The sequence below is a fragment of the Micromonospora sp. NPDC049151 genome, from assembly GCF_040648395.1.
Lineage (GTDB): Bacteria > Actinomycetota > Actinomycetes > Mycobacteriales > Micromonosporaceae > Micromonospora.
Genome location: NZ_JBEZDP010000001.1, coordinates 206,519 through 228,429, shown reverse-complemented (window position 1 = coordinate 228,429; position 21,911 = coordinate 206,519). Strand labels below are relative to the sequence as shown.

Genomic DNA, 21,911 nt, shown 5'->3' with positions numbered 1-21,911 from the left:
ACTTTAACACTTGCAGAAATCTTCAAATCGATGGAGATGTGGGTGACCGTCTCAGGCCAGGTCGTTGACGCAGCGCAGCACCGGGCGACGGGTGAGCGCGTCGGCGTCCAGCGGGCCGGGCGCGTGCACGACGAACGTCGCGCTCTCCCCCGGCAGCAGCGTCACCAGGGCCCGGTCCACCCGCGCGGCCGGGTCCAGGCGATCAGGGAACAGCGTCAGGTCGCGCAGCACCGTCCGCGCGGTCACCCGCACCCGCCATCCGCCGCCGACCGGCTCGACGCTCGCGTCCCACTCCGCCCTCGGCCACCGCACGTCGCGGTCCTCGGCGAAGAACCACAGCGCCCGCTCCGCGCCGTCCCCGGCGCCCGCGACGAGCAGTTCGGCCCGGCCGTCGTCCGGCCGTGCCACCTCCGCCGGCAGCGCCAGCACCACCGAGGAGTACGCCGGGACGTCGAGGTCGACCGAGGTCTTCGCCCTCGGCTCCCCGGTGAGGGTCAGCCGGGTGACGGTGGCCGGACCGGTCCACGCGTCGGCTGTCTCGTTCACCGCCACCAGCGCCGGCCCGCCGTCGCGCGGCTGCACCGTCAGCAGCCGGTCTGCGTAGGCGCGGCGCAGCGCGTACCACAGGGGTTTGCGGCGGCCGTCGCCGTCGATCGCCGCCCAGGAGGTGACCGGCCAGCAGTCGTTCAGCTGCCACACGACGGTGCCGGCGCAGACCGGCCGGTGCGAGCGGAAGTGCTCGACGCCGAGCTGGATGGCGCGGGCCTGGTTGAGCTGGGTGAGGTAGTGCCAGTCGTCGAAGTCGGCTGGCGGCGGCAGGTGCGCGTCGAGCCCGCGCCGGAGTTTGCGGTCCCCGTCTGCCGCCTTCTGGTGATGAGCCATGCCGGGCGAGTCGGGCGCGAGCGGATCGTCCGAGAGGGCCCGGCGCAGCGTCGCGTACGCGGGCGGCGCCTGGTAGCCGAACTCGGCCACGAACCGGGGCACGTAGTCCCGGTAGCGGGTGTAGTCGTCGGTGTTCCACACGTCCCAGATGTGGGTGGTGCCGTGCGCCGGGTCGTTGGGGTGGAGCTCCTCGCTGCCGGACCACGGGCTACCCGGCCAGTACGGCACCGTCGGGTCCAGCTCGCCGACGATCGCCGGGAGCAGGTCCAGGTAGTAGCCGCGTCCCCAGGTGCGCCCGGCAAGCGGCTCCTGCCAGTCCCAGTCGTGCCAGCCCCAGATGTTCTCGTTGTTGCCGGTCCACAGCACCAGCGACGGGTGCCCGGCCAGCCGGGTCACCTGTTCGCGCGCCTCCGCCTCGACCTCGGTGCGGAACGGCTCCTCCTCCGGGTACGCCGCGCAGGCGAACAGGAAGTCCTGCTGCACCAGCAGACCGAGGGCGTCGGCGAGGTCGTAGAAGTCGTCCGACTCGTACCGGCCGCCGCCCCAGACACGCAGCAGGTTGACGTTCGCGCCGGCTGCCTGCGCGAACCGCCGCGCCAGGCGGTCGCGGGTGACCCGGTTGGGGAACGCGTCGTCGGGGATCCAGTTGACGCCTCTGACGAACACCGGGACGTCGTTGACGTGCAGGGCGAACGGGGTGCCGTGGGCGTCGGGCGTGGTGTCCAGCCGTACCGAGCGGAACCCGATCCGCCGGGATGCGGTGTCCAGCTCCCGGCCGTCGGCGCCGAGCAGGCTCACGTCGAGGTCGTAGCGCGGCTGGTCGCCGTACCCGATGGGCCACCACAGCGCGGGGTCCGCGACGGTGAGCGTCACGACGGCGGTCCGCTCCCCCGCCGGTACGGCGACCTCGGCGGTGACCCCGGCGACGGCGGCGCGGACGGTCAGCGGCTCGTCCGACGTCCGCTCGACCTCGGCGCACAGCTCGACCCGGCCGACTCCGTCGGCCACCGTGACGAGCGGCCGCACCGACGCGAGCCGGGCGGTGGACCAGGCGTGCAGGCCGATGTCGCGCCAGATGCCGGCGGTGACGAGGGTCGGTCCCCAGTCCCAGCCGAAGTTGCAGGCGGTCTTGCGGATGAAGTGGAACGGCTCCGGGTACGCGTTCGGCCGGTCGCCGAGCCGGTCCCGGTGCGCCTCGGCGTACCGGTACGGGGAGTCGAAGCGTACGGCCAGGGTGTTGCCGTCCGGGCGCAGCAGCGCGCGGACGTCGAAGCGGTACGAGCGGTGCTGGTTCTCGGTGCGGCCGACCTCGACGCCGTTGAGCGTCACTGTGGCGACCGTGTCCAGACCGGCGCAGACCAGGTCGACCCGGTCCTCGTCACCGGGCTGCCAGGCGAACGTGGTCTCGTAGGCCCAGTCGGTGCGGCCGATCCAGGCGAGGCGGTTCTCGTTGTCGTCCAGGTACGGGTCGGGGATGAGCCCGGCCGCCAGCAGGTCGGTGTGCACACAGCCGGGCACCGTGGCCGGCACCGCTGCCCCGGCGATCTCCGGCGGCACCGCCGGGCCGCGCTCGGCCCGCAGCGTCCACCCCTCGTGCAGCAGTGTTCGACGGCTCACGACTTCACCGCGCCTTCCATGATTCCGCGGACGATCTGACGTCCACCGACGAACAGCATGACCAGCAGGGGGACGGTGGCGATGAACGCGCCCGCGAGCACCCGCCGGTAGATCACGTAGTTGCCGCTGGCCAGGTCGGAGACCGCCACCATCGACGTCGGGTAGTCGGTGCCGCTCAGCGTGATCAGCGGCCACTGGAAGTCGTTCCAGGTGGCCACGAACGTGAGCAGGCCGAGCACCGCCAGCGCCGGGCGGATCGCGGGCAGCACTATCGTCGCGTACACCCGCATGGTCGTGGCACCGTCGACCCGGGCCGACTCGATCAGCTCGTCCGGGACGGTGTTCACGATGAACTGCCGCATGTAGAACACGCCGAACGCGGTGACCAGGCCGGGCGCGATGACCGCGAGCAGCGTGCCGTTCCAGCCGAGTTTGCCCATCACGATGTAGAGCGCGACGATGCCGAGCTGGTTGGGCACGGTGAGCGTGAGCACCACGAACAGCATCAACGCACGGTTGCCCCGGAAACGCAGCTTGGCGAAGGCGAAGCCGGCCAGCGAGCAGAAGAACAGCACCGAGGCGGTCACCACCGCCGAGACGATCACGCTGTTGACGAGCGACGCGGCGAAGTAGACGTCCTGGAGGGAGAAGACCTCGTCGACGTTCGTGAGGAACCGGTCGCCGGGGATCACCGCCGGTGGCAGCTTCGCCAGCGCCTCGTCGTCACTCGTGGCGATGACGAACATCCAGTAGAGCGGGAACGCGGCGAACAGCATGCTCACCGCGAGCAGCAGGTAGGTCCAGAGCCCGGCCGGGGTGTCCTGTGGCGCCCGGGCCACCACGCGTCGCGTCGTCACCGGCGGCCTCCGGAGAGTCGGTTCGTCAGCAGGTAGTTGAGACCGGCGACGACCAGGATGATCAGGAACAACGCCCAGGACATCGCGGCGGCGTAGCCGAGGTTGAGGTCCTTCCAGCCGACCTTGTAGATGAGCTGCGCGATGGTCTGCCACTCGCCGTCCGGCCCGCCGGTCGCGGCCTGGGCGTTCGGGTCGAACAGCATCGGCTCGGTGAACAACTGCAACCCGCCGATGGTGGAGAGGATGACGGTGAACAGGACCACCGGCTGGATCATCGGCACGGTGATGCGCCAGAGCTGCTTCCACTGCCCGGCGCCGTCGATCGCCGCCGCCTCGTAGACGTCGCGCGGGATGGACTGCATGGCGGCCAGGTAGAGCAGCGCGTTGTAGCCGATCCACTTCCAGTTGACCATGGTGGCGATGGCGATCCAGGCGTGCAGCTTGTCCGCCCGCCAGTCGATCGGGTCGTCCGGGCCGCCGATGCCGAGCAGGCCGAGCGCCCAGTTCGCCATGCCGAAGTCGCGGGAGAAGAAGACGCTGAACACCATCGTCGAGGCCACGATCGGTGTCACGTACGGCAGCAGCACGCCCACCCGCCACCAGGTCTGCGCCCGCAGCTTGCGGTTGAGCAGCGACGCGACGAGCAGCGCGAGCAGCAGTTGCGGGACCGTGGAGAGCAGGAAGATGCCGAACGTGTTGACCAGGGCGTTCCAGAAGTCCTCGTCGGCGAACAGGCGGCTGAAGTTCTCGGTGCCGGCCCAGTACGGCAGCGTCGGGTCGTCCAGCCGGTAGTTGCGCAGCGACACGACCGCGTTGAACAGCAGCGGGAACAGCCCGAACACGACGAAGAGCAGGAAGAACGGCGCGATCATCAGGTACGGCATGTAGCGCATGTCGAAGCGGTACAGCCGGTCCCGCCAGCTCATCCGCCGGTCGCCGGCGCCGGTACGGCCGGGCTTGCGCGCGGGTGGGCGGCCGGGCGGCGCGGGCGCGGCACGGGTGCTGGACATCTGTTCACTCCAGGGCCGGGAGATCGGACGACGACGGGGCGGACCGGGCCGCCCCGTCACCGCTGACACGTCAGGACTTGGCGGCCTTCTCGGCCTCCTTGACCGCCTCGGACCAGGCGGCGTCGGACTTGAGCGAATTGTTCTCCACCCGCCGGATCACGTTCTCCACAGCCACCCGGGTCGGGCCGTTCTTGCGGCCCAGGTACTGCGGGGTGAGGCCCTGCGCCATCTTCGGGAAGATCTGGCCCACCGGGGCGTCGTTGAAGAACGGGTTCTTGAAGTCGGCGATGGCCGGGTCGGTGTAGAGCGCCGGCTGCGACGGCAGGTTCCCCACCTTCTTGAAGATCTCGATCTGCTGCTCCGGCGCGACCAGCCAGGTCAGCAGCTTGTACGCCTCGTCGACGTTCTTGCCCTGCTTCGGCAGGGTCAGGAAGGAGCCACCCCAGTTGCCGCCGCCACCGGGTACCGCGGCGATGTCCCACTTGCCCTGGGTGCCGGGCGCGGTGTCCTTGATGTGGCCGAGCATCCACGCCGGGCAGGCGAGCACCGCGAACGCGCCGCTGGTGAAGCCCTTGTCCCAGTCGGCCTGGAAGCTGACCAGGTTGGCCGACAGCCCGGCGCCCACGGCCTTGACCGTGTAGTCGAACGCGACCTTCGGGCCCTGCTCCATCCGGAGCTGGTCCTGCTCGTCGTAGAAGCCGACCGGCTGCTGGCCGAGGATCGGGTTGAACAGGTTGGTGCCGGCGTCGATGAACTTCTTCTTCGTCGTGGCTGTGTACTGCTGACCGACCTCGATGAACCTGTCCCAGGTGGGCCAGAGCGCTGACACCTTGTCGCGTTCGGTGGGCAGGCCGGCGGCCTTGAACAGGTCGGTGCGGTAGCACATGGCCAGGCCGCCCACGTCGGTGCCGAGGCCGATCTGCGTCTTGCCGTCGGCCGACAGGGACTGCTTCCACTTCCAGGGCAGGTACTTGCTCTCGTAGGAGCCGGCGCCCTTGTCGAGCAGGTTGACGAACTTGTCCGACTGGCTCCGGAACTGGACCATGAAGCCCTCGTCGATCGCCGCGATGTCCGGCGCGCCGTTGCCCGCCACGAGCTTCTTCTGCAGGTCCTCGTGCTGGGCGTTGTACTCGCCCGAGTTGAGCTGGATCTTGACGTTCGGGTGCTCGGCCTCGTACTTGGCCTTCAGGTCCTGGAGCCCGAAGTCGCCCCAGAAGTTGATTTTCAGCGTCACCTGACCACCGGCCGAGTCCGAGCCGCCGGTGGTGCTCCTGCCGCTGCAGGCGGCGACCATGACCAGGCTGACGGCACCGACGGCGGCCACGCGCGCCAGGTGCGTCCAGGACCGTCTCATCTCATCCTCCGCGCCGAATGGGAACGCTCCCGACATCGAGGAACGTTGACTGAACCGGATAAGTGACGCCACCGTACGGTCCTCATTCATGACTGTCAACGGGCGGTTACCGATGTTCTCGTCCGGCAATCTCACCGCCGCTCACCACGGTGGTTCGGCCGTTCACGGCAGGGCGGCCGGCGATCGGCCCTCTAGGCTGAACCGCGCAAGCGGCGAGCGCCGTAGGCCGCCCGCCGCCACCACCGGTGGCACCCCGGCCCGGCGCGGCGTGCAGTAGCGTCACCAGACGCCGGTGATCCGGCGACCGCAAGTGCCCGCGAGGGCCGGACACAGTGGAGGAACGCTTCGGTGAAGCGGCCGACCATCGCCGACGTCGCCCGGCGTGCCGGGGTCTCCAAGGGCGCGGTGTCGTACGCGCTCAACGGCCAGCCCGGGGTCTCCGAGGCGACCCGGCAGCGGATCCTCGCCATCGCCGCCGAGATCGGGTTCCGTCCCAGCAGCGCCGCCCGCGCGCTGTCCGGCGCCACCGCCAAGGCGGTCGGGCTGGCGCTGTGCCGCCCCGCCCGGATACTCGGCATCGAGCCGTTCTTCATGGAACTCATCAGCGGCGTCGAGGCCGAACTGTCGGCCCGCTCGTACGCGCTCACGCTCCAGGTGGTCAGCGACCAGGACGCCGAGATCGCCGTCTACCGGCGGTGGTGGGCCGAGCGCCGGGTGGACGGCGTGCTCGTCTGCGACCTGCGCACCGACGACCGGCGGGTGCCGGCGCTGGAGGAACTGCAACTGCCGGCGGTGGTGATCGGCGGGCCCGGGCACACCGGCGGCCTGGCGAGCGTCTGGGCCGACGACGCTGCGGCCCTCGTCGAGACCGTGGAGTACCTGGTCGCGCTCGGCCACCGGCGCGTCGCCCGGGTCGGCGGGCTGCCCTCGCTGCTGCACACCGAGATCCGCACCGAGGCGTTCACGGCCGTGTGCCGCCGGCTCGGGCTGGACGAGGCGGCCACCGTCTCGTCCGACTACACCGGGGAGGAGGGCGCGCGGGCCACCCGGCGGCTACTCAGCTCCCCCGGCCGGCCGACGGCGGTGATCTACGACAACGACGTGATGGCGATCGCCGGGCTCTCCGTGGCGCAGGAGATGGGCCTGAGCGTGCCCGGCGACCTGTCCATCGTGGCCTGGGACGACTCGCCGCTCTGCCGGCTGGTGCACCCGCCGCTCACCGCGCTGGGCCGGGACATCCCGGCGTACGGCGCGCACGCCGCCCGCCGGCTCCTCGCGGTCATCGCGGGCGAGCCGGCCGCCGCCGTGCAGGACGAGACGGCGCACCTCACGCCGCGCGGCAGCACCGCCCCACCGCGTACGAGCGCTCGCTGAACCGGTTCAGCTCAGCGCGTGGTGGACGGGTACTCCTCGAACCACGCCTCGACCCGCTCGGCGGTCGCCGGGCGGGCCAGCGCGAACCCCTGGCCGTACCGGCAGCCCGCCCGGCGCGCACCTGCCACCTGCCCCTCCGACTCCAGCTCCTCGACCACCAGCTCCACCCCGAGCCGGTCGGCCAGGTTCGCCACCACGTCGATCAGCGGGCGCTGCCCGTCCCCGCCCGCGCCGACCAGGTGCGGGCCCACCTTGATCAGGTCGATCGGCAACCGGCGCAGCTGCGCGAGCGAGGCGTGCTCGGCCCGGAAGTCGTCGAGCGCGATCCGCACGCCGATCGACCGCAGACCGGCCAGCCGGGGCACCACAGTGGACAGCTCGGCGCCCACCACCGGCTCGGACACCTCCACCACCAGCCGGTCCGGCACCACGTCGTACGCGGCCAGCGCGGTGGCGGTACGCGCCACGAAGTCCGGCGCGGCCAGCTCCCGCGGCGTCACGTTCACCGCCATCCACAGCTCGCGACCGCCGTCCGACCACGCCGCGAGCTGGCGGCAGGCTCGATCCAGCACCCACCGCCCGATCTCACCGGTCAGGTCGAGATCGGCCGCCACCGGCAGCAGCTCGGCCGGCAGCACCGTGCCCAGCGCCGGGCTGCGCCAGCGCAGAAACGCCTCGGTGCCCACCGGCATCCGGTCCGCGAGCGCCACCACCGGCTGGTAGACCAGGTCCAGCTCACCGCGCGCCACCGCACCGGGCAGTTCCCGCTCCAGGTCCAGGCGGCGGACCAGTTGCTCCTCCAGGTAGGCGTCGTACCACTCGACCCGGTCCCGGCCGAGCTGCGCCGCCCGGCGGCGGGCCAGGTCCGCCTGGCGCAGCACGTCCTCCGGATCGCCGCCGCTGGTCTCGGCCAGCCCGACGCTCACCTCCAGCCGGACGACCCCGCCGGGCCGGGGGCACGGCTCGGCCAGCGCCGCCAGCAGCCGCAGACCGAGCGCGTACGCGAGCACCGGACCGAGGTCGGTGAGGACCGCGTACTCGGTGTCGCCGAGCCGGGCGACCAGATCGTGCGTCTCGGAGCCCGCCCGCAGGCGACGCGCCGCCTCGGTGAGCACCGGCCCGTCCGGCACGGCGCCGCCCGTACCGTGCAGGTCGACGACGAGCAGCGCGCCGCCGCTGCGGTGCGCCATCACCCGGACCAGATCGGCGCGCGTCAGCAGCACGGGCCCGGCCGTCCCGGCGGCCGGTCCGAGCCGGCGCCGCAACCACGCCTCGCGGGCGGCGAGCCGCTGCACCCGGCGGCGCTGGTCGGCGGCGGCGAGCAGTTCACCCACCATGATCGGCGGTATGACGGCCAGCCCGAGTGCCATCGCGCCGGTGCTGAACTCCCCGGCCGCGCCCAGGTGGATCCCGGCGGCGAGCCCGGCGATCCCGGCCGGCGCCGTGAGGCGCGGCCACGCGGCAGACGCCACGTCCCGATCCGGCCGTTCCCCGCCCGAGGTACGCCGGACACCGGCGACTGTGAGCAGCGCCCCGGCCACCAGCGGCGCCGCGACGACCGGCAGCGCCCGGTCCGGCGCGTCGTACGCCAGCAGCACCACAAGCAGCGTCAACCCGCCGATTGTCAGCGCGGCCCCGGCGTGGCAGCGCGCGGCACCCGGCCGGCGGCGGCGTTCGGCGACCGCCACCACAGTGAGCACGGCGAGCACCACCGCGCCGCCCGTCGCAGCGGTCGCGGCGACGGCCGGGACCGGGCCGCCCGGCAACAGCATCCAGCCCGCGAAGACCAGGCTGACGCCGAGCGCGAGCACGTCGACGGTACGGCGCACCAGCTCCGGACCGGACAGCCGCGACCGGCCGGGCAGGCGCAGCAGGGCCGCCACGTGCAGCGGACCGGTGAGGGACAGCCCGGCCAGTGCGATCGGCAACCGGTGCGCGGGGTCGCTCAGCGGCAGCACCGCCACGGTGAGCCCGGCGGCCAGGACGGCGGCGTCCAGGAACGCGGCGACCCGGCGCGACAGCGCGGCCCGGCGAGCCCGCCGCCCGGTCACGGGCCGATCCGTCGGCGCATGCTGGTCGTTCAACGCGGGCAGGTTGTTCGACGCGGGGCGGGCGGTCGGCGCAGGCAAGCCGTTCGACGCGGAACGGCCGGTCACTGCGGGACCGTCGGCAGGTGCGGGATGGTCGGCCGGCGCGGCGGCTCCGGCCAGCCAGGCGAGCCGGACGCAGGCGAGCGCGAAGCCTCCGGCGACGGCGAGCGCGGCGGCGGCCGGGCCGGGCAGGGCACCGGCGACGCCCGCCAGGAGGAAGGCCGCGCCGATGAGCGACACGGCGACATCGTGCAGGGCTGATCGCCGACGGGGGGCGACGGGAGGGGGGACGGGCACGGCGATCGCCTTCGTGAGGGGGCACGGGGGCGGTGCGGTTGCGGTACGCGGTACGACGTGCGGGTTGTCGGGGCTGGCGGGGCGCATCGGCGGGGACCACTGCGGCCACGCCTAGAAACGATCCCGGAAGCGCCCCGCAACGTCACCCAGCCAGTGACATCCGTCACACCGCCCCTCCGCAGTGCCGGCTCACGATCGCCTGAAAGCCGCTCACTCCCGCCGATCCCCCCGGCCCACCAGATCTTGGAAGCAAACGGCCCCCCAAGAGGCCCAACGCTTCCAAGATCTCCGACCCGCGCAGATCTTGGTATCGAACCGCCCCGGGAGCGGAGCCGTACCAAGATCGTCGGTGGGCACCGGCTACGCGGTGCGGCGGCGGCTCGGACGGGGTGGCTCGCACGGCGGGGACTCGGACGGAGGGTGGCTCGGACGGGGGGTGGGGACGCCCGCGGGGTGGGGTGGGCTGGGCGGGTGGAATCATCGGGGGGTGAGCCGCGCCGATACCGTACGTTTCCGTCACAACCAGGCCATCCTGGTCGCCGCGATCGTCGCCACCATCGGCGCGCTTCCAGTGGCCAGTGCCCGCTGGTGGCTGCTCTGGGTGTTGCTCGTGCCGCTCGCCGTCGTGGTCTGGGCGTGGCGCGCCGGCACCGACGCCGACGCCCGGGAGCTGCGACTGCGGGCGCTCGCCGGGCAGCGCCGGGTGCCGTGGAACCGGGTCGCCGAACTCGCCGGTGATCGCAAGGGACGGGCCGTCGCCCGCCTCGACGACGGCGAGGTGGTGGTGCTGCCGGCGGTACGCGCCACCGAACTGCCCCGGCTGATCGCCGTCACCGGGCAGGAGCTACCGGACGCCGAAGCCGATCGGTGAGCAGGGGTCAGTAGCCGTCGACCACCCGGTTCGTCAGCTCCGCCCCGGCCACGTACCGGCGCAGTTGCTCCCCCACCAGCCGGTACGCGCGCGGCAGCAGTCCGCGTACGGAGCCGCCGACGTGCGGGGTGAGCAGCACGTTCGGCAGCTCCCACAGGGGATGGTCGGCGGGCAGCGGTTCCGGGTCGGTGACGTCCATCGCCGCGCGCAGGCGACCCGAGGCCAGCTCGGCGACCAGCGCCGAGGTGCGGGCCACCGGACCGCGGGCGGCGTTGACGAGCAGCGCGCCGTCCGGCATCGCGGCGAGGAAACGCTCGTCGACCATGCCCCGGGTCTGTTCGGTCAGCGGCACCAGCAGCACCACGACGTCCGCCTCGGGCAGCAGCGCCGGCAGCTCGTCGACGCCGTGCACGCCCTGGCCGGGGCGCGGCGTACGGGCCACCAGCGTGAAGCTCACCTCGAACGGGGCGAGCCGATCGCGTACCGCGGTGCCGATCGAGCCCGCGCCCACGATCAGCACCCGCTTGCCGGCCAGCTCGTCGGTGGGCGCCACCTCGTCGTACGCCCACTCGCGCCGCGCCTGCGCGCGGGCCAGCGGCGCGAACCCGCGTAGCGAGGCGAGGATCGCGGCGACCACCCATTCGGCGGTGGGCGAGTCGTGCACGCCCCGGGCGTCGCAGAGCGTCACGCCGTCGGGCATCCGTCCCGCCCAGGCGTCCGCGCCGGCGGAGAGCAGTTGCACCACCTCGACGTCGGGCAGCTCGGCCAGGAGCGCGCCGGCGTCCGGGCCGGACAGGAACGGCGGAACCCAGAACCGCATCCCGGCCGGGGACGACGGAAGCCGCCGGGGGTCGTCCAGCACCTCCACGGTGACGCCGGGCGGCAGCTCGCCGAGCAGTCTGCGGCCCTCGGGGTGCGGGATCCATGCCTTCACGACCGCCGACGATATCGGCCCCGGGCCGGCCGGCGCGGCGTGACCCGTGACGAACACCGCGCCGGGAATGGAGTGGCGGCCCAGCGGGGTATAACCGAGAGCGGGATGCCGCTCGGGTGTTCCGCTTGCCGAGGGCGGTGGCGATGAGCGAGGACGGCCGGGGACGGGTGTCCGTGCCGATTCCGGCGCTCGCCGATCCCGACCGATTGCGCTCACTCGACGAGACCCGGCTCGACGCCGTACCGGACGAGGCGTTCGACAGGTTCGCCCGGCTGGTCGGCGACCTGCTGGACGTGCCCGTCGCGCTCGTCTCCCTGGTGGACGCCGACCGTCAGTTCTTCCCCGGCGCGACCGGGCTGCCGGAGCCGTGGGCGGCCCGCCGGGAGACGCCGCTGACCCACTCGTTCTGCCAGCACGTCGTCGACGTCGAGATGCCGCTGGTGCTGCCCGACGCCCGCCTCTCCCCCCAGGTACGCCTCAACCTGGCCGTCGAGGACCTGGGCGTGGTGGCGTACGCGGGCATGCCCCTGACCGACCTGGACGGGCGGGTGCTCGGCTCGCTCTGCGCGATCGACAGCAAGCCCCGGGCCTGGACCGGGGAACAGTTGCGTACGCTCGCCGACCTGGCCGCCGCGTGCTCCTCCGAGCTGCGGCTGCGCATCGCGGTCCGGGGTGCCGAGGAGGCGCGCCGCCGCGCCGAGGAGGCGCACGACCGGCTCGCCATGCTGGCCGGGATGAGCGAGATGCTCGGCGGCACGCTCGACGTGGCCACCGCCGTCGACCGGCTCGGGCGCGCGATGGTGCCGCTGCTCGCCGACTGGTGCCTGATCACGCTCGTCGACCCGGCCGGCCGGCCACGCACGGTCACCGGCCTGCACCGGGACGCCGAGCGCGCGGCCGACATGACCCGCTTCGCCGGGCTGCTGACCACCGGGCTCAGCGCGGAGTCGCAGATCCGGTCGGTGCTGCGTACCGGGCGGCCGGCGGTGCGGGCCACGGCCGACCTGGACGACGTGGCGCGCGGCACCACACGCCCGGAGCTGGTGCCGCTCGCCGACCGGCTCGGCATCGGTCCCCACCTGACCGTGCCGATCACCGCCGTCGGGGACCGGGTGATCGGGGCGGTCACGCTGGTCAACCGGCCCGGACGGCGCGGTTTCGACGCCAGCGACCTGCGCACCGCGCAGGACATCGGGGTACGCGCCGGACAGGCGGTCGGCAACAGCCGCCTCTACGGGGAGCAGCGCCACGTCGCCGAGGTGCTCCAGCACAGCATGCTGCCGAGCCTGCCGGCCGTGCCCGGGATGGAACTGGCCGCCCGCTACCTGCCGGCCGCCGACCGGGTCGAGGTGGGCGGCGACTGGTACGACGCCTTCGTCCAGCCCGACGGCGAGGTGGTCGCCGCGATCGGTGACGTCGCCGGGCACGACATCGAGGCGGCGGCCACCATGGGCCAGCTGCGCAACCTGGTGCGGGGCAACGCGTACGGGCGGGACGATCCGGTGGAGGACCTGGTGACCCACCTCGACCGGGCCATGGGCGGGCTGCGGGTGCCCACCGTCGCCACCGCCGTGCTGGCCCGGGTCCGCCCGGCCGCCGGCGGGCTGGTGGTCTCCTGGTGCAACGCGGGACACCCGCCGCCGCTGCTGGTCCGCGCCGACGGTTCGGTAGCGGTGGCGGACGGTCGCGGGCCGCTGCTCGGCCTGGCCCGCCCGCCCCGGCGCACCGGCCGGACGCTGACCCTGGCTCCCGGCGACACGCTGCTGCTGCACACCGACGGGCTGATCGAGCGCCGGGACCAGCCGATCGACGAGGGGCAGGCCGAGCTGCTCGCCCATCTCGGCACCGCCGGGCCGGGCGTATCGCTGGACCTGCTCTGCGACCGGCTGCTCGCCGCCGCACACCAGCGGGAGGACGACGTCGCCCTGCTCGCGCTGCGGGCCGGTTGAACAGCACTCCCCCGAACGGGCCGGGTACGGGCCGCCGTCCGCGCGACGCGCCCGGTTCGCCGGTCCGCCCGGCTAGGCTGGGGCGGGTGAGCCCGCGTCTTGCGTACCCCCGTGTCAGCCGCCTCCGGACGGCGCTGGCGGCGTCCTGCGCGGCGCTGCTCCTGGGCGCCGCCGGCTGTGCCCTCGGCGAGCCCGAGCCGGATCCGGCCGGCGCCCCGCCCAACCTGCCCACACCGTCGAGCACCGCGAGTCCCGGCGGGGCCGGCCAGCAGGCGGTCGCCACGGTGCTGGCCAAGGGGCTGGAGGTGCCGTGGGGCATCGCGTTCCTGCCCGACGGCGGCGCGCTGGTGACCGAGCGGGACAAGGGGCGGATCCTCCAGGTCGGCCCGGAGTCCGGCCCGGAGGGCCTGGCGGTGCGGCCGGTGCAGACCGTGCCGGACGTCGCCGCCGGCGGCGAGGGCGGCCTGCTCGGCATAGCGGTCTCCCCGGCGTACGAGCGGGACCGCACGGTCTTCGTCTACTACACCGCCGAGAACGACAACCGGATCGCGAAGATGCAGCTCGGGCAGGCGCCGAAGCCGATCCTGACCGGCATCCCGAAGTCCGGCACGCACAACGGCGGCGGGCTGGGCTTCGGCCCGGACGGCCACCTCTACGCGAGCACCGGGGACGCCGGGCGCACCGAGAACGCCCAGGACGCCAAGAGCCTCGGCGGCAAGATCCTCCGGATCACCCCGGACGGCAAGCCGGCGCCGGGCAACCCCACCGCCGGGTCGCCGGTCTGGTCGACCGGCCACCGCAACGTCCAGGGCTTCGCCTGGACGCCGGACAAGAAGATGTACGCGGTGGAGTTCGGCCAGAACACCTGGGACGAGATCAATCAGATCAACAAGGGCGGCAACTACGGATGGCCCCGGGTCGAGGGGCGTGGCGACGACAAGCGCTACGTGAACCCGATCACGCAGTGGCCCACCGGTGACGCGTCCTGCTCCGGCCTGGCGGCGGCGGACCGCGTGCTCGTCGCCGCCTGCCTGCGCGGCCAGCGGCTCTGGCTGGTGGAGCTGGCCGGCAACGGCACCGTCCTCGGTCAGCCACGCGACCTGCTCACCGGCCGGTACGGTCGGCTACGGGCCGTCGCGGCGGCGCCGGACGGCTCGCTGTGGGTGAGCACCTCGAACCGGGACGGCAGGGGCACCCCCACCGCCGAGGACGACCGCATCCTGCGACTCGTGTTCGCCGACGGGGGCGCCGGCCGGAGCTGATCCGGGCCGGGCGGGTTTGTCAAGATCGCGCAAGGGGCAGGTCAGGATCTCAGCATGGACGGCCACGAGAACGAACAGCACCGCACCGGGGACGAGACGTCTCCGGAGCGCGGGCGTGCCCGCCGCGTGACGGCGTGGCGGCCCGGTAACCGGCTGCGCCGGCTGGGCGTCGTGCTGGCTCTGCTCGCTGTCACACTCGGCGGCATCGTGATCGGCACGTACGCGGGCGGCCACGTCGGCACCGACATCGGCCCGTTCCGGGCCGAGCTGAAGCTCAGCCCGTCGCTGAGCGGCGGCACCACCGTCGACATCCCTCCGCTGGGCGCGCTGCTGCTGGACAGTCACGACGGTCCGGCATACCTCACCGTCGAGGTGGGCTCGCTGGACCAGGGGCGCACCGAGGCGCTCCTCGACGACCCGGCCAGCATCAGCCGGGCCAGCCAGTCGGCGGTCCAGGACGTCCGCGACGGCGTGATGCGGCTCGGGCTGCGTACGCTCGCCTCGGTGGTGCTGGCCACGCTGATCCTGGCGGCGCTCGTCTTCCGGGACGTCCGGCGTACCGCGTGGGCCGGCGGTATGGCGCTCGTCATCACGGCGAGCAGCCTCGGGACGGCGGCGAGCACGCTGCGCCCGCAGGCCATCGAGGAGCCCCGGTACGAGGGCCTGCTCGTCAACGCGCCCGCGATCGTCGGTGACGCGCGGCGGATCGCGAACGACTACACCAAGTACGCCGAGCAGCTCCAGCGGCTGGTCGGCAACGTCAGCAAGCTCTACACGACCGTCTCGGCGCTGCCGGTGGTGCAGCCGTCGCCCGGCACCACCCGGGTGCTGCACGTGTCGGACATCCACCTCAACCCGACCGGCTGGCAGTTGATCCGTACCGTGGTCGAGCAGTTCGGCATCGACGTGGTGGTCGACACCGGCGACATGACCGACTGGGGCAGTGAGCCGGAGGCGTCGTTCGTCGGCTCGATCGGCCTGCTCAAGAAGCCGTACGTGTTCATCCGCGGCAACCACGACTCGCCGCGTACCGCCGCCGCGGTGGCGCAGCAGCCGAACGCGATCGTGTTGAACAACTCGGTCACCACAGTCGGTGGGCTGACCATCGCCGGCCTCGGCGACCCCCGCTTCACCCCGGACAAGGAGACCTCACCGGCCGGGAGCGGCCTCACTTCGGCCGTGGCCGACCAGGTGATCGGCGCCGGCGAACAGCTCGCCGCCACGATCGAGAAGTCGCCGCGCAAGGTCGACATCGCGCTCATCCACGATCCCGCCTCGGCCGGCCCGCTCTCCGGCACCTGCCCGCTCGTGCTCTCCGGGCACACCCACTCCCGGCAGGTGTCGAAGCTGCCGCAGGTGGAGGGCAAGCAGCCGACCACGCTGATGGTGCAGGGCTCGACCGGCGGGGCCGGGCTGCGCGGCCTGGAGGGCGAGAAGCCGACTCCGCTGACCATGACGGTGCTCTACTTCGACCAGCAGAAGCTGCTCCAGGCGTACGACGACATCACAGTCGGCGGCACCGGGCAGTCGCAGGTCAACCTGGAGCGGCACGTCATCCGCGACCCGGCAAAGGGTGACCAGGTGCCGGTCACCCCAACCCCCACCCGCGGCCCCTCCGAGTCGCCGTCGCCGGGTACGACCACCCTGAGCCCCACCCCCACGAGCTGACCGTCCCGGATCCTCGCCTTCCTCGCGGCCACGCCGGGCGCCCCGCCGCGTGACACCCGGTCACTCCGCGTTATGAAGCCGTCCGGCACCGGGATGTCCCACCGCCGCCTTTGCTCTGCACCCATCGGCGCGGCAGGCACCGAGAGTCACCGCGCGGATGGGTGCAGAGCAGCGAGCGATCCATTCCGCCCCAGCTCAGTGCGGTGCTGCGGATATGGCTGCAGAGCAAAGGCGGCACGAGGCCATACCTCCGACCGCCAGAGGCAGTCACTTTCCGCAACCGAAGTCGCTTATGACTTTCCGTTACGGCAGCGGGCTGTCGTGCCATCCGGACCGGCCGGCAGCGACCGCCGTCGTCGCGAGCCGGCGCAGCCGCGCAGCCGACAGACCGGGCGCGAGCCGGCGAGCCAGCGAGCCGACCGACCGGGCGCCAGCCGTCAGCGCAGCGCGATCGCGGCCAGCGCGGCGTTGACGATGCTGCCGGGCAGCAGGTCGTGCAGCTCGTACAGCTCCCGGACGCTGCCGGACTGGCCGAACTCGTCCACGCCGAGCGGCACCGCCGGGGCGCCGACCGCCGAGCCGAGCCAGGCCATCGCGTGCGAGGCCGCGTCGTGCACGGTGACCACCGGCACCCGGTCGGCGAACGCCGACCGCAGCGCGCCCGGGACGCTCGGCACGGTAGCGGTCCGCACACCCTGGCGCAGCGTCCGCTGCCACGCCCGGTAGAGCCGGTCCAGGCTGGTCACGTCGACCACGTGCGCGGCCACGCCCTCCTCCGCCAGCTCCGCGGCGGCGGCCAGGACCTCCGGCAGCACCGCGCCGGAGGCGGCGAGCTGCACGACCGGGGCATCAGCCAGATCGGGGTACGCCTGGTGCGCGTCGACGAGCCGGTACGCGCCGGCCACCACCTGCCGCCGCAGCACCGCGTCCCCGAGCCGCGCCCGGGCCGCCTCGAACGGCGCCTGGTCGACCGGCCGGGTGCTGAGCCGGAAGTAGTACGCCCCGTCCTCGGCCGGCGCGGCTGTGGCGGCCGGTGCGGCACCACCGGCGATCTGCCCGAGCGCGTCGCAGAGCAGCCAGTCGAGGCTGCCGGCGTACGCGGGCTCCAGGAACGTCACCCCCGGCAGCTCCAGGCCGACCGACGCGGTGATGGTGGACTGGTGCGCCCCGCCCTCCGGGGCGAGCGTGATGCCCGACGGGGTGCCGGCCACCACGAACCGGGAACCGGAGTACGTCCCGTAGAGGAACGCGTCCAGACCGCGCAGCACGAACGGGTCGTAGACGGTGCCCACCGGCAGCAGCGGCTGACCGGACAGGTCCCAGGACAGGCCGAGCTGGCCCAGCAGCAGGAACAGGTTCATCTCCGAGATGCCCAGCTCGATGTGCTGCCCGGCGGGGCTCTCGGTCCAGCGCAGCATCCGGTCCTCGGTCCAGGAACGCTGCTCCGTCGGGGCGAACACGCCCGTCTTGTTGATGAACCCGGCCAGGTTGGTCGAGGTGGCCACGTCCGGCGCGGTGGTCACCAGGTAGGGCGCGACCTGCGGATCGCGGGCCAGGTCGACAAGCACCCGGCCGAAGGCCTCCTGGCTGGAGACGGGCTTGTTCGCGCGTACCCTCGTGGTCTCCGGAACGGTGACGCCCAGCGCACGCTCGCGCGGCGGGCGGGACAGCGCCTCCCGGCGCTCGCCGGCCCGGATACCGGCCGGGGACGCCGGGTCGAGGCGGTCCCACTCGGTCTCCGGCGTCAGGCCGTGCGCGGCGCGCAGCGCGTCGACCTGCTCGGTGGTGAGCAGCGCCGAGTGGTTGCGCGGGTTGCCGGCGATGGGCAGGCCCCAGCCCTTGACCGTGTACGCGAACACGACGCTGGGCCGGTCGGTCACCGCGTCGCACTGGGCGTACGCGTCGAGCATGGCCTGCGCGTCGTGCCCGCCCAGGTCGGTGACGAGCGGGCCCAGCTCGTCGTCGCCGATGTCGGCGACGAACGCGGCCACCTCGGCCGGGGCGCCGTCCAGGAACTGCTTGCGCAACGCGGGCCCGGCCAGCCCGAACAGCGACTGGTACTGCTCGTTGGGCATCCGGTCGATCCAGTCGCGCAGCGCCGCGCCACCCGGCCGGGCGTACGCCTCGGCGAGCCGACGGCCGTACTTGACCTCCACGACGTGCCAGCCGGCCGCCTCGAACTGGCCGCGCCACTGGTTGATCCGGATGCCGGGGACGACCCGGTCCAGCGACTGGCGGTTGAAGTCGACGAGCCACATCACGTTGCCGAGCCCGGTGGTGGCCGGGTCGGCGACCGCCTCCCAGATGTTGCCCTCGTCCAGCTCGGCGTCGCCGATGAGGGCGACGAACCGGGAGTGCGGGCGCGGGCCGAAGTGCGCGTCGACGTAGCGGCGGGTGACGGCGGCGAACAGCGGCGCGGCGGCGCCCAGGCCGACCGAGCCGGTGGAGAAGTCCACCTCGTCCGGGTCCTTGGTCCGCGACGGGTACGACTGGAGCCCGCCGCGTGCCCGCAGCTTCGGCAGGTACGACCGGTCGAGGTTGCCCAGCAGGTACTGGATGGCGTGGAACACCGGCGAGGCGTGCGGCTTCACCGCGACCCGGTCCTCGGCGTCCAGGTGCTGGAACCAGAGCGCGGTCATCGCGGTCACCAGCGAGGCGCTCGACGCCTGGTGGCCGCCGACCTTCACCCCGTCACCGGTGTCGCGGTCGTGGTTGGCCGCGTCGACGATGCGGGTGGCGAGCCAGAGCACCCGGCGCTGGATCTCGTCGAGGACGTCGAGGTCGTGCTGGTTCACGGTGACTCCATCCGGGCGTCGCCGTTGACGCCCCGTGAGTGGGGTGAGGCGTTAGGAAGGGCCCCTTCCCATGCACCAGGCGTTAAGAAGGGGCCCTTCCTTGCACGTCAGGCGCCGAGGCGCGCCAGGATCAGCTCGCGGACGGTCTTCGCGTCCGCCTGGCCGCGCGTGGTCTTCATGACCGCGCCGACCAGCGCGCCGGCCGCCGCGACCTTGCCGCTGCGGATCTTGTCGGCGATGGCCGGGTTGGCCGCGATCGCCTCGTCCACGGCGGCGGTGAGCGCGCCGGTGTCCGAGACGACCTCCAGGTTGCGGTTGGTCATGATCTCGGTCGGCGAGCCCTCGCCGGCCACCACGCCCTCCAGCACGGTACGGGCCAGCTTGTCGTTGAGCTTGCCCGCGTCGACAAGGCCCTGAAGCTCGGCGACCTGAGCCGGGGTGGCGCCCACGTCGGCCAGCTCCACGCCGGTCTCGTTGGCGCGGCGGGACAGCTCACCCAGCCACCACTTACGGGCCGCCGCAGGGGTCGCGCCGGCAGCCACAGTCGCCTCGATCAGCTCCACCGCGCCCGCGTTCACCACCGACTGCATGTCGAGGTCGGACAGGCCCCAGTCCTGCTGGATCCGCTTGCGGCGCAGGCGCGGCAGCTCCGGCAGGGCGGCCTTCAGCTCGGCCACCCACGCGGTGTCGGGGGCGAGTGGCACCAGGTCCGGCTCCGGGAAGTACCGGTAGTCGGTGGCGGTCTCCTTGGACCGGCCCGACGTGGTGTCGCCGGTGTCCTCGTGGAAGTGCCGGGTCTCCTGCGTGATCCGGCCGCCGGCCTCCAGCACCGACGCCTGGCGCAGCATCTCCGAGCGCACCGCCCGCTCGACCGAGCGCAGCGAGTTGACGTTCTTCGTCTCGGTGCGGGTGCCCCACTCCTCGCCCGGGCGGTTCAGCGACGTGTTGACGTCGCAGCGCAGCGAGCCCTCCTCCATCCGCACGTCGGAGACGCCGAGCGAGCGGATCACGTCGCGCAGCTCGGCGACGTACGCGCGGGCGACCTCGGGCGCGAGCGCGCCGGTGCCGGGGATCGGCTTGGTGACGATCTCCACCAGCGGGATGCCGGCCCGGTTGTAGTCGACGAGCGACTCGGTGGCGCCGTGGATGCGACCGGTGGCGCCGCCGACGTGCAGCGTCTTGCCGGTGTCCTCCTCCAGGTGCACCCGCTCGATGCCGATGCGGACCAGCTCGCCGTTCACCTCGACGTCCAGGTAGCCGTCGAAGCACAGCGGCTCGTCGTACTGGCTGATCTGGAAGTTCTTCGGCATGTCCGGGTAGAAGTAGTTCTTCCGGGCGAACCGGCACCACTCGGCGATGGAGCAGTTCAGCGCCAGCCCGATCCGGATGGTCGCCTCGATGGCGGCCTTGTTCGCCACCGGCAGCGAGCCGGGCAGGCCCAGGCAGACCGGGCAGACCCGGGTGTTCGGCTCGCCACCGAAGTCGGTCGGGCAGCCGCACCACATCTTGGTGTTCGTGCCCAGCTCGACGTGGGTCTCCAGGCCGATCACCGGTTCGAAGCGCGCGACGACCTCGTCGTACGCGGGCAGTGTCGTCGTCATCTGAGCTCCAGGCGCGATCCGGACAGAACCGTTCCAGCCTAATCGGCTGGCCCGGCCACCCCGCTGCCGGGCTTCGAGATCACCGCGTGGACCGCCCCGACGCCCCGGCCCGGCCCGGGCGTCACTCGGGTGGGGTGAAGGTCCGACGACGGTTGTACGCCAGCACGAGCAGGATGCCGCCGATGGAGAAGGCCACGACGCTCAACAGCAGCAGCACGAGCGGCGAACCCGGCCCGGTGGCCGGCAGCCACGTGCCACTGGCCTTCGACGGTGACGGCGTCGGCTGGGGCGCCGCCGGGCTGCCCTCCGACGGCGTGGCGGCCGGATCGCTCGCGGTCGGCGTGGCCGTCGGGTCGGTCGGGGCGGGCGTCCAGCCGGTCGGGGACGCCGTCGGGGTGCCCGGGTTGCGGGCGGCGACGGTCAGCGACACCTGCTTCGTGGCGCTGGTGCTGTGCCCCTTCGCCGCGACGGTGAAGGTGAACGTGCCGGCGCTGCCCGGTGTGCCGCTGAGCCGGCCCTTCTCGTCGAGGGTGAGGCCGTCCGGCAGGGCCCCGGCGGCCAGGGCGAACACGATGTCCGAGTCGCCGTCGGCGGTGAACCGGAAGGAGTAGTGCTTACCGACTGTGGCGGCGGGCGGTTCGCCGGAGGTGAAGGCGGTCGCCGCCACGGCGACGACGACGGTGGCGTCCTGCTCGTCGAAGAGGCCGTTCTTGTCGGTCATCCGCAGCGTGAACGTGTACGTGCCGGCTGTGGTCGGCGCACCGCCGAGCGACGTACCCACCACCAGCATCCCCGGCGGCAGGCTGCCCGAGACCACCGACAACCCGTACGGCGCGGCGCCGCCTGTCGCCTCGACCGTGTGGATCGCGTACACCCGGCCGAGGTACATGGGAGACCGGGGCTTGCCGGACGTGATGACGACCTTCGGCTGGCGTACCTCGATCGTCGCCGTCTGCTCGTCGAAGAGGTCGTTCTGATCGGTCATCCGCAGCGTGAACGTGTACGTGCCGACTGTGGTCGGCGCGCCACCGAGCGACGTACCCACCACCAGCATCCCCGGCGGCAGGCTGCCCGAGACCACCGACAACACGTACGGCGCGGTCCCGCCTGTCGCCTCGACCGTGTGGATCGCGTAGACCTGCCCGATGACCATGACCGACCGGGGCTTACCCGAGGTGATGGTGACGGTCTCGGTGGCGGCGGTGACCGGTTGCGCGGTGGCCGGCTGGGCGACACCCAGCAGCAGCGCGACGGCCATCGTCAGGGCCATGACCGGGCGAAGTGTCCCCATCGCACATCCAGGTCTCGATCGGAGCCGCTCGCATCCGCCAGCGGACCGTAGTCCAGTCG

At 73.0% G+C, this 21,911-nt stretch carries 14 protein-coding genes; 5 read left to right on the top strand and 9 right to left on the bottom strand.

The window, feature by feature from the left end:
* Positions 1–51 precede the first annotated feature (51 nt).
* The 4 genes from AB0B20_RS01125 to AB0B20_RS01110 all read right to left on the bottom strand — a co-directional run bounded on the left by AB0B20_RS01125 (position 52) and on the right by AB0B20_RS01110 (position 5,720).
* Positions 52–2,499, bottom strand: coding sequence for a glycoside hydrolase family 2 protein (locus AB0B20_RS01125; RefSeq protein WP_357467122.1), 2,448 nt, complete (start codon positions 2,497–2,499; stop codon positions 52–54).
* A complete protein-coding gene (locus AB0B20_RS01120) occupies positions 2,496–3,356 on the bottom strand; it encodes a carbohydrate ABC transporter permease (RefSeq protein ID WP_357467119.1) in 861 nt (286 codons plus the stop codon). The genes AB0B20_RS01125 and AB0B20_RS01120 overlap by 4 nt, the downstream gene beginning before the upstream one ends.
* On the bottom strand, positions 3,353–4,366 hold the full coding sequence (locus AB0B20_RS01115; RefSeq protein WP_357467116.1) for a sugar ABC transporter permease: 1,014 nt from the start codon (positions 4,364–4,366) through the stop codon (positions 3,353–3,355). The genes AB0B20_RS01120 and AB0B20_RS01115 overlap by 4 nt, the downstream gene beginning before the upstream one ends.
* Positions 4,367–4,436: 70 nt before the next feature.
* Complete coding sequence (locus tag AB0B20_RS01110; RefSeq protein ID WP_357467112.1) at positions 4,437–5,720, bottom strand: extracellular solute-binding protein; 1,284 nt, start codon at positions 5,718–5,720, stop codon at positions 4,437–4,439.
* A 348-nt stretch (positions 5,721–6,068) separates the two neighbouring features.
* Between AB0B20_RS01110 and AB0B20_RS01105 the strand changes: the two genes are divergently transcribed.
* The gene (locus tag AB0B20_RS01105; protein WP_357388219.1) at positions 6,069–7,094 is read left to right on the top strand and encodes a LacI family DNA-binding transcriptional regulator; all 1,026 of its coding nucleotides are present in this window, start codon (positions 6,069–6,071) and stop codon (positions 7,092–7,094) included.
* 11 nt (positions 7,095–7,105) lie between these two features.
* On the opposite strand, the gene AB0B20_RS01100 is transcribed toward AB0B20_RS01105, so the two are convergent.
* The gene (locus AB0B20_RS01100; RefSeq protein ID WP_357467109.1) at positions 7,106–9,424 is read right to left on the bottom strand and encodes an EAL domain-containing protein; all 2,319 of its coding nucleotides are present in this window, start codon (positions 9,422–9,424) and stop codon (positions 7,106–7,108) included.
* 544 nt (positions 9,425–9,968) lie between these two features.
* Between AB0B20_RS01100 and AB0B20_RS01095 the strand changes: the two genes are divergently transcribed.
* Positions 9,969–10,352, top strand: coding sequence for a PH domain-containing protein (locus AB0B20_RS01095; protein ID WP_357388223.1), 384 nt, complete (start codon positions 9,969–9,971; stop codon positions 10,350–10,352).
* 7 nt (positions 10,353–10,359) lie between these two features.
* Here AB0B20_RS01095 and AB0B20_RS01090 read toward each other — a convergent pair whose 3' ends face one another.
* On the bottom strand, positions 10,360–11,286 hold the full coding sequence (locus tag AB0B20_RS01090) for a 2-hydroxyacid dehydrogenase (RefSeq protein ID WP_357388225.1): 927 nt from the start codon (positions 11,284–11,286) through the stop codon (positions 10,360–10,362).
* Between the two features lie 143 nt (positions 11,287–11,429).
* Between AB0B20_RS01090 and AB0B20_RS01085 the strand changes: the two genes are divergently transcribed.
* From AB0B20_RS01085 to AB0B20_RS01075, 3 genes are all read left to right on the top strand, one after another.
* Positions 11,430–13,235, top strand: coding sequence for a SpoIIE family protein phosphatase (locus AB0B20_RS01085; protein WP_357467106.1), 1,806 nt, complete (start codon positions 11,430–11,432; stop codon positions 13,233–13,235).
* Between the two features lie 86 nt (positions 13,236–13,321).
* Positions 13,322–14,497, top strand: coding sequence for a PQQ-dependent sugar dehydrogenase (locus AB0B20_RS01080; RefSeq protein WP_357388229.1), 1,176 nt, complete (start codon positions 13,322–13,324; stop codon positions 14,495–14,497).
* 54 nt (positions 14,498–14,551) lie between these two features.
* Positions 14,552–16,165, top strand: a complete 1,614-nt coding sequence (locus tag AB0B20_RS01075; protein WP_357467103.1) for a metallophosphoesterase — start codon at positions 14,552–14,554, stop codon at positions 16,163–16,165.
* Between the two features lie 437 nt (positions 16,166–16,602).
* Here the strand turns inward: AB0B20_RS01075 and AB0B20_RS01070 are convergent, their stop codons facing one another.
* The 3 genes from AB0B20_RS01070 to AB0B20_RS01060 all read right to left on the bottom strand — a co-directional run bounded on the left by AB0B20_RS01070 (position 16,603) and on the right by AB0B20_RS01060 (position 21,831).
* A complete protein-coding gene (locus AB0B20_RS01070; protein WP_357467100.1) occupies positions 16,603–18,960 on the bottom strand; it encodes a pyruvate dehydrogenase in 2,358 nt (785 codons plus the stop codon).
* Between the two features lie 107 nt (positions 18,961–19,067).
* Positions 19,068–20,561, bottom strand: a complete 1,494-nt coding sequence (gene gatB / locus AB0B20_RS01065) for an Asp-tRNA(Asn)/Glu-tRNA(Gln) amidotransferase subunit GatB (protein ID WP_357467097.1) — start codon at positions 20,559–20,561, stop codon at positions 19,068–19,070.
* Between the two features lie 121 nt (positions 20,562–20,682).
* A complete protein-coding gene (locus AB0B20_RS01060; RefSeq protein WP_357467094.1) occupies positions 20,683–21,831 on the bottom strand; it encodes a putative Ig domain-containing protein in 1,149 nt (382 codons plus the stop codon).
* Between the last annotated feature and the right edge of the window lie 80 nt (positions 21,832–21,911).

What these genes read in the sequence shown, in the direction of transcription:
- AB0B20_RS01085 (WP_357467106.1), top strand. Translation starts at nt 11,430, where the DNA reads ATGAGCGAGGACGGCCGGGGACGGGTGTCCGTGCCGATTCCGGCGCTC.
- AB0B20_RS01110 (WP_357467112.1), bottom strand. Translation starts at nt 5,720, where the DNA reads ATGAGACGGTCCTGGACGCACCTGGCGCGCGTGGCCGCCGTCGGTGCC.
- AB0B20_RS01115 (WP_357467116.1), bottom strand. Translation starts at nt 4,366, where the DNA reads ATGTCCAGCACCCGTGCCGCGCCCGCGCCGCCCGGCCGCCCACCCGCG.
- AB0B20_RS01075 (WP_357467103.1), top strand. Translation starts at nt 14,552, where the DNA reads ATGGACGGCCACGAGAACGAACAGCACCGCACCGGGGACGAGACGTCT.
- gatB (WP_357467097.1), bottom strand. Translation starts at nt 20,561, where the DNA reads ATGACGACGACACTGCCCGCGTACGACGAGGTCGTCGCGCGCTTCGAA.
- AB0B20_RS01060 (WP_357467094.1), bottom strand. Translation starts at nt 21,831, where the DNA reads ATGGCCCTGACGATGGCCGTCGCGCTGCTGCTGGGTGTCGCCCAGCCG.